This is a genomic window from Nitrospira sp. KM1 (assembly GCF_011405515.1).
Taxonomy (GTDB): Bacteria; Nitrospirota; Nitrospiria; order Nitrospirales; family Nitrospiraceae; genus Nitrospira_C.
In genome coordinates this window covers 3,658,423-3,670,924 of the sequence record NZ_AP022671.1, presented here as the reverse complement: position 1 = coordinate 3,670,924, position 12,502 = coordinate 3,658,423, and the positions used below count along the sequence as shown (strand labels likewise).

The window sequence follows — 12,502 nt, the reverse complement described above, 5'->3', positions numbered from 1 at the left end:
CCGTCGCCAAGCGGGCGGCTCTCTCCTCCCTCAGCCACGTTTCTCCTTGGACGATTTCTGATTACCGATTCGGCAGAGGGATCCCAACCGTTAAAATTGTTTTTCGAGCAGGGCGACGGGGAAGATGTTGAACAAGCCGCCCGCCGGGATGACCTGCTTGCCTTCACGACTCGCCGTTGATAATTCTTCACCGGTGAATCGGTTTCGGAATATCGTTCCGTCCTTCCAGGCCGGCATGACGATGTGGGTGTCTGCCCAAATCTTTTCCCCCAGCGGGGGCGTCATGGCAGCCGGCACGATCGACGTGACGAGACGCGGCACAGCCGCGACCAAAGCTTCCCCTTCGAATATCCGCGCAAAAGCGAAAATGTGCTCGCGCTGGACGCCGATTCCTTCGAGCGGCACGTAATCGCCGCGTTGGAATAGCTGGGCATGTTCCTTCCGGTATCGTAACCCTTCTGCCGTCACGAACATCTTGATGCGCCCGTCCAGTCGGTGCTCCACCAACTCCCCCATGAGCGTTCGGCGTGCAGTGGACTCGGAGGCGGTTTTCAACTCCGCCAGCCAACGGGCTCGCTTCTCATAGTCCACCGGCCGCCGGTTGTCAGGGTCCACCAGACTGAAATCCCACAGTTCGGTGCCTTGATAGAAATCCGGCACACCGGGAGCTGCGATCTTCAGCAGCACTTGCGACAAGGAGTTATACAGGCCGAACTGGGCGATCTCCTCCTGAAAGGGAAGAAAGTCCTCGAGGAATGCATTCGACTCGGAACGGTCCAGAATCTTTCCGACGAACGTTCCCAACGCCTCCTCATATTCGGAGTCGGGACTGACCCAGCTGGTGAGCTGCTTGGCTTCTTTCACGGCTTTGATCATGTAGCGCTGAATGCGTTCGACGAATTGCGCGTACGCGTCTTCATCCATCCGTTCCAGAGGCCAGGCGCCCAGGAGAGTCTGGTACAGAAGATATTCCTCATTTTGACCCGGTGCCGTTTCGCCCTGCACCTCGCTTTTGAACCGCCGGTTCGCCTTCCGCCACCGCACGACGTGATCATTCCACCGTTTCGGGACTTCGGACAGCACATTGAGCCTGGCACGGACGTCTTCACTGCGCTTCGTGTCGTGCGTCGACGTGGCCGACAGCGCGGCCGACCATCTGGCCTGACGTCCCTTGAACTGTTGGTGCACGAGATTCGGGGTGATACCGAACTGCTGCGGATCCGCGCCGACCTCATTCAGTGAGACGAAGCGGTGGAATCGATAAAAAGCGGTATCCTCGATTCCCTTGGCTGTGACCGGGCTGGTCGTTTGCTGGAACTTCTTCACGAATCTCAGGCATTCCTCGCGGTGGAGCTCCGTCAAATTCGATGCGCCCAACAGCAGATCCCGCACGAAGTCGAAGACCAGCCCGCTGACCGCCGGGTTGCGTCGCTTGGCTTTGGCCACCGCCTGCCACACGAATGTCCGATCGCGTTCGAGAATGCCGTCGGTGCCACCGGTCATGTACGTCCGGTACACGGGAAAACAGGCGATGATTTCTTCGATCGCGTGGATCAGGCTGTTCAGCGTGAAATCGCGAGAACGGCGGTCCCGCTCCGACAATACGTTGAGTTGATGCCCGAGCACGTTGAGGTCGCTCGACAGCGAGGCCTGCATGATAAGCTGCTTACACCGGTACGTCAGTTCCTCGAACGGTTCGATCCGTCCGATCACCCGCCCATACATGGCGTCAAACGCCCGCTCGGCCGTTCGATCGACAAACAGCGCATTGGTCCAGTTGACGAATTCGTAGCCGGTTGTCCCATAGACAGGCCAATTGGAGGGCAGCTCTTCGTTGACGGCCAGAATCTTCTCCACGACCACATAGAGCGGCTGCGCCACCGGATTGTCCGGCGTCAATTCCTTTCTCGCCCATTCCTGCAGCTTGATGAGGTAGTCGGCAGGATCGTACAGTCCATCCACGTGATCGATGCGCAGACCGGTCACCGCCCCTTCCTTGACAAGGCGAAGCAGAAGCGTATGCGTTTCCGCAAAGACGGCAGGGTGCTCCATACGGATCGCGGCCAGCTCGTTGATGTCGAAAAACCGGCGGTAGTTGATTTCTTCGGAGGCCACCCGCCAATTGGCCAACCGGTAGGCCTGCGCATTGAGCAGTTCATCGAGGAGATCAAAGCTCCGAGGATCGCCGGTGATGCCATTGAACCGGCGGACGTTGTCTTCGATGAAGGTCTTGATCGCCTCACTCTGCCCCGTCAGCACCTTCAGCCGCCTTCTGGTGATCTCCTTTTCCCGATAGCGCTCGGCGATCGTTTCCGGTGAGCGTTCATGGCGCGACGGCAAATGACGCAATGCGGTGATGATGCTTTCCAGTTCGAGAAGATCCGCATGATCCGCTCCGATTTTCTGTTTCAAGGGATCCAGGCGGTACGACAGGATCATGGCGGCGGATTTCGGACCGATCGGAAGATGATGATCCGCGTAGCGGAGTATGAAGTGCCCTTCTTCGTATCCCAATTGAAGCTGCTGGTTCTCCAACACCACGCCATAGTGATCGCCCAGAATCGGCAGCAAGACTTTATCGAGAAGTTCCGCCTTGAGTGGAACCCAATCGATGTCGAAAAAGGACGCATAGGTGGAACTGGGACCGTTTTCCAGCACGTCCTGCCACCAGCGGTTGATCTGCAATGCGATGCTCATGTGATTGGGGACGACGTCCAACAGTTGTCCCATTTCCCGCTGATGCAACTCCGCGACCAACGCGCGGTAGTCCTCCTCCGTCCCGATCTCCGGATTCAAAATGGTTGGATCGACGACATCATAGCCGTGCATGCTGCCCGGGACGGATGCAAAATAGGGCGAGCAGTAAAGATCCGTAATGCCCAGGGCGTGCAAGTATGCCACACGGGCTGTCACGTCACGGAACGTGCAGGTACGGTTCATTTGGAGACGGTAGGTCGAAAGCGGAATGCGCGGATGGCTGATACGCTGCAAGACTATCCTTTCCACACGCGAGAAGGAACGGACGCGTCACGCATCCTAGCCGGCTAACATGAACCACATGCCGACAATCGTAAAGAGGCCGAATCCGACGATGCAGCACCACCACACGTAATCACGAATCGACAACTCGGTCTGCCACCCGCCCCACCAGCGAGGCCGGCGATGCTTTGCCCGCGTCCTCAGATATTTGATCACCGCCCCTCCTTCTGCCGAGTCTACAACCGGCCGTTGGATTGTTCCACTCCCCCGTGATCGCCATCTCATGGAATCGGCCGCTCGTTCGGTCCGGCCGCCGATCAGGTCGACGCCGCCGGCTCTCCCCGCCACTGTGCGACATAGACTGGAGGAGGAGTCCCGTGCTTGGGTTCACCCCAGTAAATCGTGCGATGCGGGAACGGCATCTCGATGCCGCGCGCGTCGAATGTGTTCTTGATCCGCCGGTTCATTTCGCGACCGACCCGCCACTGCTGTGTGGGCGTGGTCTTGATACGACATTTGATCACCACCGCAGAATCGGTGAATTGGTCCACGCCGAACATCTCCAGCGGTTCGAGGATATCTGTGCCGAATGCCGGATCGCTGCGCAATTCTTCGCCAAGGGCCCGCACGACCGCCATCACCTCATCGACATTTTCACGATAGGAGACATTGATGTCGAGGAGGTAGTAACAATACGATTTGGTCATGTTCTTGACCTTGTCGATGCTTCCGTTCGGAACCACGTAGACGCTCCCAGCACCGTCCCGCAACGTGATCGTCCTGAGATTGACTTCCTCTACGACTCCGCTGACACCGGCGATCTCGACGGCGTCTCCGATTTGAACCGAATCCTCGAGCAGGATAAAAAACCCCGAGATGACGTCTTTGACGAGGCTCTGTGCGCCAAAGCCTATCGCCAACCCGCCGAGTCCGGCGGCGGCCAGCAGAGGCTTCAAATCGATGCCGACTTCCGACAGAATCATCATGCCTCCGACGACAAGGATCACAACCCTCGCCACGTCGCGGATCACTTGCGACAGCGTGTCGGCCCGTTTGATCTGTGCGGGAGCGGAGAGCGTTCCCTCATAGAGGCGGCGAAATCGCATCAATAACCGCTTCACGATGACGAGAAAAACGGCGATGGCAGTGGAGATAAGCAGGATCCTCAATCCTGATGTCGAAATCCAATCGAACGACCGGTCAAAGAACCGCGCGAGATACATCGGGGACATGATCAACCTCCTCGGTAAACGATACAGACGGGCGTCGACAGGGCATGGCAGAACGCTCGTAATCCATTCACATGCGGGGATCAGGCGAGATATACACCAGAACGGTAGAGGGGGAAAGTGTGAGTGATGTGCCACCCGAGGTGACGCTCAACTCCGGCGCAGGGCGGCCTTGCTCGTCCGCCCCGAATTCCCTCGAATTGGAATCCAGCAGCAGATGCCAGGGTCCCTCGGGCTTGTCGATCGTGATCGCGACGGGAGCGGCATTGAAGCCGAAAATCAGCACGGCATGACGTTCGGACTCGGCCCACCGGTGCACGATCAATACCCTCTCCTCTTCCATGGCGCGCACTGAATGGAGCGGGGTGGCCGATTCACCGGCGGCAAGGACCGGATGGGCCTTCCTGGCTTCAATGAGCGCATGCGTCCATCGCAAGAGGCCATGCTTGACGGCGTCCAAACCACTCCGATTCACGCGGGACCGTTCGAACGTACTGGGTGCCTGCGGGTCTGGAATTTGGTCCGGATCCCATCCGAACAGCGCAAACTCCCGTCGCCGTCCCCGCCGGACTGCTTCGATCAATTCCGGATCACTGTGTTCGATGAAGTATTGGAAAGGGGCTGTTTCCCCGTACTCCTCGCCCATGAACAGCATCGGAATCTGAGGCGAGAGCAGGGTCAGCGCCAGCGACACTTTCAATGCCTCGCTCGGGATCCGTGCGCTTAAACGATCGCCTTCGGCACGGTTACCGATCTGATCGTGATTCTGCGCGAAGACGACGAATTGCGCCGGCCGGCAATGGGTGGATGAATTCCCGTGACGGCGGCGCCGGTGCGGGGAATATTTGCCGTTATAGACGTATCCGTTCTGCACGGCCGTCGACAGATCATGCAATCCCTGAAAGTCGCTGTAATACCCCTTCTGTTCACCCGTAAGGACGACGCGCAGAGAGTGATGGAAATCATCGTTCCATTGCCCGTCGAGTCCGAAACCACCGGCCGACGGCGCATCAATGACCCGGGTATCGTTCAAATCGCTTTCAGCGATGACCACGATCTGCCGGTTCAACGCCTTGGCTTGAACATGCACTGCCGAAGCGATGTCTCTCAAGACATGTCTGGCGCTGAAGTCATAGATTCCATGCACGGCATCGAGCCTGAGCCCGTCGATTCGATACTCGGTCACCCAGTAGACGGCGTTACTCACCACATAATGCCGGACGGGGTCGCTGTCCGGTCCGTCGTAGTTGATGGCCGAACCCCATGGCGTCCGATAGCGGTCGGTAAAATAGGGCCCGAAGTCTCCCAGATAATTTCCTTCCGGTCCCATATGGTTGTAGACCACGTCCAGAATGACGGCCATTCCCTCCGCATGGCAGGCATTCACCAGACGCCTCAGCCCTTCCGGTCCTCCATAGGTGGATTGCGGTGCGAACGGAAAGGCTCCGTCATACCCCCAGTTTCGCCCTCCGGGAAACTGTGCAACCGGCATGAGTTCGATGGCCGTGATGCCTACCGTGTTTTTCAAGTAGGGAAGATGAGGAATGACGGCGTCGAAGGTCCCTTCCTTCGTGAACGTGCCGACATGCAGCTCATACATGATGAGTTCTTTGAGTGAGAGCCCTCTCCACTCGCGATCGGTCCAGGGAAACTCTCCAGGATCGACGACCATCGACGTGCCATGGACTCCGTCCGGCTGGAACCGCGATACGGGATCGGGCCGTTCGAGCGAACCGTCGAGAACATATCGGTACCGCGAGCCGGTCGTCACTCCCTGGACGAGCGCCTCGTGATGTCCCTGTCCGTCGGCGGTCATGGGAACGACCTGCCGATGATCTGCTTCAATCTTGACCGCGACCCTATTGGCTTTCGGAGCCCAGACCCGGAATCGCGTCGCGTTATCCCCTACCTGATTCGCTCCAATATCCAGTGCCCATCGCTGCGACATTCGATTGTTCCTTTCAATGGACTTTTCTGCACCATTCACGACCTTGCACAAGCCTATCGGTATGGTTATACGTAGGTGTCCCTGTACGCAACCCTATTCAACACGGAAACGACCAATGATGAGAGTCTGGCCTGGAAAACCGTATCCACTGGGCGCCACATGGAATGGAGAGGGTGTGAACTTTGCGCTCTTCTCCGAAAATGCAACGGCCGTAGACCTTTGCCTGTTTGATGGTCCTGATTCGACCACGGAATCTTTCCGCGTGCGCATGGAAGAACGGACGGATCAGATCTGGCATGCCTACCTCCCGGGCCTCTGGCCCGGCCAGCATTACGGCTATCGTGTGCACGGGCCGTACGCGCCCGAGGAAGGTCATCGCTTCAACCCGCACAAGCTTCTGATCGACCCCTATGCGAAATCTATCGCCGGAACGATCAAATGGTCCGACGCCATGTTCGGATATCAGATCGGCGCCCCCTCGGGCGATCTTTCTTTCGACACGAGAGACAATGCCGGCAGCATCCCCAAATGCGTGGTCATCGACCAGGCATTCACCTGGGGCGGCGATCGTCAGCTCAACACCCCCTGGGACCGTACGATCATTTATGAGATGCATGTCAAGGGGTTTACGGCACGCCACCCCGATGTGCCGCAGGATACCCGCGGAAGCTATGCCGCACTGACGACACCGGCCGTCATCGACCACCTGCTGGACCTTGGAATCACGGCGGTGGAACTGCTGCCCGTGCATCATTTTGTCAGCGACAAACATTTGATCGACCGCGGACTCAACAATTACTGGGGATATAACTCGATCGGATTTTTCGCCCCCGACATCCGGTATGCACGGTCGCCTGTCCGTGGCCGCCATGTCAGGGAATTCAAGACGATGGTCAAGACGTTTCACAGCGCCGGCATCGAGGTCATCCTCGATGTCGTCTACAATCACACCGCCGAAGGGAATCATCTGGGCCCGACGCTCTGCTTTCGCGGCATCGACAATGCGGCCTACTACAAGCTGGTCGATGAAGACCGCCGGTACTATATGGATTACACCGGCTGCGGCAATACCTTGAACGTGACGCATCCACGGACGCTGCAATTGATCATGGACAGTCTCCGGTACTGGGTGATGGACATGCACGTGGACGGGTTCCGGTTCGACCTGGCGTCTGCGCTCGCGCGCGAACTCCATGCTGTCGATCGACTGAGCGCATTCTTCGACATCCTCCATCAAGATCCGGTGCTGTCGCAGGTCAAGCTGATCGCGGAACCGTGGGACGTCGGCGAGGGCGGATACCAAGTAGGAAATTTCCCCGTCGGCTGGGCCGAATGGAACGGGAAGTATCGCGACGTGATCCGTCGGTACGTCAAGGGCGACGGAGGCCAAGTGGCTGAGCTCGCCTATCGCTTGACGGGCAGCAGCGACCTCTACAGCACGAGCGGGCGCCGGCCCTATGCAAGCGTGAACTTCTTCACGGCTCACGACGGGTTCACGCTTCATGATCTCGTTTCCTACGACAACAAACACAACGAAGCCAACGGTGAAGATAACCGAGACGGAACTGACGACAACGCCAGCTGGAATTGCGGCACGGAAGGTCCGGCCGATGACCCGGCCATCGTCTCGCTGCGTGCACGCCAAAAGCGGAACTTCTTCGCACTGCTCCTCTTTTCCCAAGGCGTCCCGATGATCTGCGGCGGGGACGAGTTTGGCCGGACACAGCGGGGGAATAATAATGCCTACTGTCAGGACAACGAAATCAGCTGGTTCGATTGGAAGCTGAACGGAGCCGAACGGGAGTTGTTGACCTTTGTACGGAAACTCATCGAGTTTCGCAAAAGCCATCCGGTGTTGCGCCGCCGTCTGTTCTTTCAGGGCCGGCATATACGCGGATCAGAAGTCAAAGACCTCTCCTGGTTCCGGCCCGACGGCAAGGAATTGACGGACGAGGACTGGAATGCGGGTTACGTGCGATCGCTCTCTTTACGGCTGGCGGGAGATGCTATTACGGAAACGGACGACAAAGGCAGGACGATCGTCGATGAGACCCTGCTGATCTTGCTCAATGCGCATCATGAGCCGTTGAGATTTACCCTGCCGGCCCACAAGCGCGGGGTGCGGTGGCAGTTGACTCTCGATACGTCGGTGACGGCCACCAATGGTGCCGTCAGGATCATTTTCAAGGGGGGAGAGCAGTACGAACTGGAGGCCCGCTCACTTGCCGTACTGATGATCAGTCACAAGGAACGGCGCAGTCTCGTTTCACGGGATCTGCTCGATTCCCTGTGACGACGGCTGGGGAACAAAGTCTCCCTAAGATCACCCTCTCGACAAGGAAAGCGGCTGCTGACACTCATGCGAGAGCAGCCGCTCTCACCATTCGTACCCGCCGGGCATTTCGTTATGGGTTGGGAGTTTCCATCGGTTGAACTCCCGTGGATTGGCCGGTGGAGGTCGCCGCCGGCGGCACGGTGTCGGTACTCCGGTCCGCTCCTGCGACAATCATGACCGTTCCGGATCTGTCTGTCTGGGCAGCACCCGCAGACTCGTTATCACGAATCGAATAATTATATTTGCCGTGTTCGGCAAAACAGAGACTGGCAGAGGCATTGGGAGCAATTAAGGCCGAGAGCATTTTGGCGTTCGGAGTTCTAAATCCACTGCGGCAGGTCACGAGAATCGAATCCGGCTTTGGGAATATGACCGCGACGGGCTGCGACCCCTGATTCAACCAGCGCACCTCGTCTCCCCTGCCTACATTGATCTGCCCCGGTTCTACGGTCTGGCCGATGTTCACCGTGTGGACACGATGGGGTTGTTTGGGGGCTGGAGGACCAGAACTGCACCCGGCCGCGAGCGCTAGCATGCCCAATGCAGGACACAATAGGCACAATGCTTTAGCACCTGAGACCATAACGAACCTCCTTGGTGGATGTGAGGAGCATGGACGACTCCCAGAACCAGAGAGACTGTCATGGGCATCATAGGGCTCTTAGGCAATTGTCCGCAATCACTAAAATTGGACCCTTGCGCGTCTTGAGTCCAGGGGACTGACCAGCGAGCGATTCGAACGCACATTATGTCCATCAATAGTGTCCCCAGGACACCTTGTCCGATCCGAAAAACAAATACTCTCGTTTCACGCAGGTTTCGCATTTGGTTCATTCCTTGCTTTTTAGCTCTAGAGCGACCCGTTGATCAAAACAGTTTAAGGAGGGAGCTATGAAACGCACTGTGGTATTCATGTTCGGATTGGCATTACTGGGCTTCGGCTCAGGGATGGTGCAGGCGGCGGATCCGATGTCGGACAAGGAAGCGACTCCGACGATCAAGGAGCGTCTGACCAAAGATACGATCACAGGAACCTTGATGAAGGTAGACGGCGAGTACTATTCAATCAAGGACACCGACGGCAAGGTCAACCGTATCCATGTAGATAAGAGCACGAAAATGGATAAAGTTGTTGTTGGCGACATGGTCAAGGCGTATGTCACCGACCAGGGGCATACGACGACTCTCCAACGCGATAACTAGGCAGACGCCTGGATGGGCAGGCGACATCCCGGGCAAGGCCCCAAGGTTGACTTGCCCGGATTGTCGTTCCTGCACTCGCAACAGAAATATCTCACCACCAACAAGAGCCTTCGCATCAACGACGATCACAATTCACGGAAGGCCGGAGAACGGGGATCCTTTCGCTCCTCGAAGATTCCAACTACGAGAAACAATCACTCATTTCGATCACGAGCCCCCGAACGGTCGTCCATGCGCGCGGCGCGGCAATAGCCCGATATGCCTATTGCCCGTCTCCTGAAACATGACTGATGGGCCGGACCATGCTGTTACATAACCCCGCCTAGACTCCGCCATGCGGAAATCCAGCGCGGTTCACATGTAAAGTTTCGGGGTTCCAAATTCAGTCACAATCCTCCAGCACCTTGCTCGCCCTTATCGTCCTTCGTGTCAGTCCTGTCCTGATACCATCTTGACCTTATTCCCTCCGGCTTTTACATCGTCCTTACATCGCAACCGGTACACTTATCGACAGCGTGTTTGAGCATGACAACCTTAGCAAACAACGCGCGAAGAAAGAGAGGTGCCGACATGGAAGCGGTGATCATCTGCGGACTATTGGCGGGGGAAGTCGGATTGCTGTGGCTCCTGGTCATCAGTATCCTTCAAGCCGACGTACGCCCGAAAACCGACGATCCGCGAGGGCGCATAGGAGCGGCCGGAGTTTCGACGAAGGGACAGAGCGTCGCATGAATCCCCAACGCATCCCACTCCGCATTTCGATCCTTTTTGGATGTGCACTGGCCATATGGACGACTACGGGGGCGATTGCGCAGACCGCCGGTTCCGACCAGCGGCATGACTCCGCCGGATCAACGGATTCCGTTGTCGCACAGACGCCGCAACCATCGGAGTGGCACTACGGCGGCTTCATCGATCTCGGCTATGCCGTGGACTTCAACTTTCCCGAGAATCATCTGTTCCGCAACCGCAGCACCACTCCGAGAGTCAATGAACTCGATCTGAACATGGGCGCCGTCTATCTGAGAAAAGACGCCACCGAACGATCACGTTGGGGGATGGAACTCTTAGGTCAAGGCGGGCAGGACGCCAAGGACTTCGGGTTCGGCGCCAATCTGCCGAAAGTCGAAGGATCCGATGCGTTGCGCCATTTTGGACGAGCCAATGTATCGTACCTCGCTCCCATCGGAACCGGCCTGACCATACAAGCGGGCCTATTCAACAGCTTCATCGGATACGAATCGCTCTACGCAAAGGACAATTTCAATTACACGCGGGCCTGGATCGCCGACTATTCTCCCTATCTGATGTTCGGCGCCAACGTCCAGTACGCATTCAATGATCGATGGAGCACGGCGTTTTTCGTCGTCAACGAATACTTTCACCTCCAAAATGCGAACAGTCTTCCGAGTTACGGGGCACAAGCCGCGTACAAGCCCAACGCATCCTGGACGATCAAAGAAACAGTCTATTACGGCCCGGATCAATCCGATACGTCATTGGAATTCTGGCGGACATTTTCCGACAGCATCGTCGAATGGAAGGCCTCGGAGAATGTGACGATTGCGGGCGAGTATCAAGTCGGCACGCAACGAACCGCCTCGGCCCCCGGCAATCCCCGCACGTTCTACATGGGCGCTGCCTTTCCCATGAGGTGGCATATCGGCGGGCCCTGGAGCCTGGCGTTTCGCCCTGAGGTCTACTGGGACAGGAACGGCTTGATGACCGGCTCGGAGCAGCTGATCAAAGCTATCACGACCACGAGCGAATACAAATTCCCCTACAAATGGACCAACATGATTGCCCGTGTGGAATACCGCTATGACGAATCGCGTGGACCGGGCGGTGGATTCTTCAAAGGGAATGAAATCGCCCCGGGGGTCATCGGCCTGACGCCGGCGCAGCACCTGCTGATTGTCGGTCTGATCTGGACGCTCGACTCGCCGTAAACGAGACCGTTGCATGAGAGATGGCCGACGATGAATGCGAACATGCTTTTGTGCAAAGACCGGCTGAGCGGAATTCATGCCGGCTGCTGTCATAGAGGTGGCTGCCAACACGGGCGAGACATGCGTGAGACGTTCCATACGCTGCCGCAGATCACGGCGAGTGTTGCCAGGCCTGGCGGGCCGCCGCCACAGCTTATGAACCGCCATCTCGCGATGGTTGCCTCTCTCTTCGCCCTGACTCTGGTCCAGGGGTGCACCGGCAACGGCGACAGCCCTACGTCCCAACAAGACGCAAGGCCGGAAGTCACCCAAGAAGGCGGCCTCATCGTCACGACCCTGAACGAAGTCGCGAACGCCGAGTCGCAATTGTACAGCACGAAAGACCCCGCCTCCATTCTCGGTTTCTACGCGGAAGATTATGCAGGAATCAAGGACGGCAAACCCGAAACGGTCAAGGACAAGCACACATACCTTGCAGAGGTGTTGGATCGGATGAGGCTTGGCGAACCCATCGGTATTTCATCCAAGTTCATGAACATCACGCCCGGTGTCGAAGGGACGTTAGGATGGGCCACCTACGAGTATGAATACACCGTCAGAAGGAGCGGCGTGCTTCAGGAAGTTTCACAAGGTCAATGTACGGCCATTCTCAAAAAGCAGGCGGACACATGGTCGATACGACACGAACATTGCTCGACGGTACGTCCCAGGGCCTTCTTGCTGCAACCGAGGCCGTTCTGAGCGTGTTCGTTCAACCATCTTTGCTTGCCCAACGGATCGGCGATTGCTCCGTCCCTGTCCAACGTCTCGCCGGAGTTCGAAGGTCCATTCAAAGGGAGCATTCGCCCTTCGCCTGCAA

General features: G+C 57.4%; 10 protein-coding genes. 5 read left to right on the top strand and 5 right to left on the bottom strand.

Annotated features, from left to right (window positions below; all coding sequences use genetic code 11):
• Positions 1-90: 90 nt before the first annotated feature.
• The 4 genes from treY to treZ all read right to left on the bottom strand — a co-directional run bounded on the left by treY (position 91) and on the right by treZ (position 6,156).
• Positions 91-2,991 (bottom strand): malto-oligosyltrehalose synthase, encoded by a 2,901-nt coding sequence (gene treY, locus W02_RS17270; protein ID WP_197742051.1) that lies wholly within the window; start codon positions 2,989-2,991, stop codon positions 91-93.
• Positions 2,992-3,036: 45 nt separating this feature from the next.
• On the bottom strand, positions 3,037-3,195 hold the full coding sequence (locus W02_RS17265) for a hypothetical protein (RefSeq protein WP_173049915.1): 159 nt from the start codon (positions 3,193-3,195) through the stop codon (positions 3,037-3,039).
• A gap of 101 nt (positions 3,196-3,296) precedes the next feature.
• Entirely contained in the window at positions 3,297-4,211 is a 915-nt protein-coding gene (locus W02_RS17260; RefSeq protein ID WP_173049913.1) for a mechanosensitive ion channel family protein, read from the bottom strand.
• A gap of 67 nt (positions 4,212-4,278) precedes the next feature.
• Positions 4,279-6,156, bottom strand: a complete 1,878-nt coding sequence (treZ, locus tag W02_RS17255) for a malto-oligosyltrehalose trehalohydrolase (protein WP_173049911.1) — start codon at positions 6,154-6,156, stop codon at positions 4,279-4,281.
• Positions 6,157-6,274: 118 nt separating this feature from the next.
• Between treZ and glgX the strand changes: the two genes are divergently transcribed.
• Positions 6,275-8,449, top strand: a complete 2,175-nt coding sequence (gene glgX, locus W02_RS17250) for a glycogen debranching protein GlgX (RefSeq protein WP_173051539.1) — start codon at positions 6,275-6,277, stop codon at positions 8,447-8,449.
• Positions 8,450-8,561: 112 nt separating this feature from the next.
• Here glgX and W02_RS17245 read toward each other — a convergent pair whose 3' ends face one another.
• Entirely contained in the window at positions 8,562-9,074 is a 513-nt protein-coding gene (locus tag W02_RS17245; RefSeq protein ID WP_173049909.1) for a hypothetical protein, read from the bottom strand.
• A gap of 308 nt (positions 9,075-9,382) precedes the next feature.
• On the opposite strand from W02_RS17245, the gene W02_RS17240 reads away from it, so the two are divergent.
• The 4 genes from W02_RS17240 (at position 9,383) to W02_RS17225 (ending at position 12,384) form a co-directional block, all read left to right on the top strand.
• Positions 9,383-9,694, top strand: coding sequence for a hypothetical protein (locus W02_RS17240; protein ID WP_173049907.1), 312 nt, complete (start codon positions 9,383-9,385; stop codon positions 9,692-9,694).
• Between the two features lie 570 nt (positions 9,695-10,264).
• Complete coding sequence (locus tag W02_RS17235) at positions 10,265-10,426, top strand: hypothetical protein (protein WP_173049905.1); 162 nt, start codon at positions 10,265-10,267, stop codon at positions 10,424-10,426.
• Positions 10,423-11,643 carry an outer membrane beta-barrel protein gene (locus W02_RS17230; RefSeq protein WP_173049903.1) on the top strand — a complete coding sequence of 407 codons (1,221 nt, stop codon included), beginning with the start codon at positions 10,423-10,425 and terminating at the stop codon, positions 11,641-11,643. Before W02_RS17235 ends, W02_RS17230 begins: the two co-directional genes overlap by 4 nt.
• A gap of 120 nt (positions 11,644-11,763) precedes the next feature.
• On the top strand, positions 11,764-12,384 hold the full coding sequence (locus tag W02_RS17225) for a nuclear transport factor 2 family protein (protein WP_173049902.1): 621 nt from the start codon (positions 11,764-11,766) through the stop codon (positions 12,382-12,384).
• The last annotated feature ends 118 nt before the right edge of the window (positions 12,385-12,502 follow it).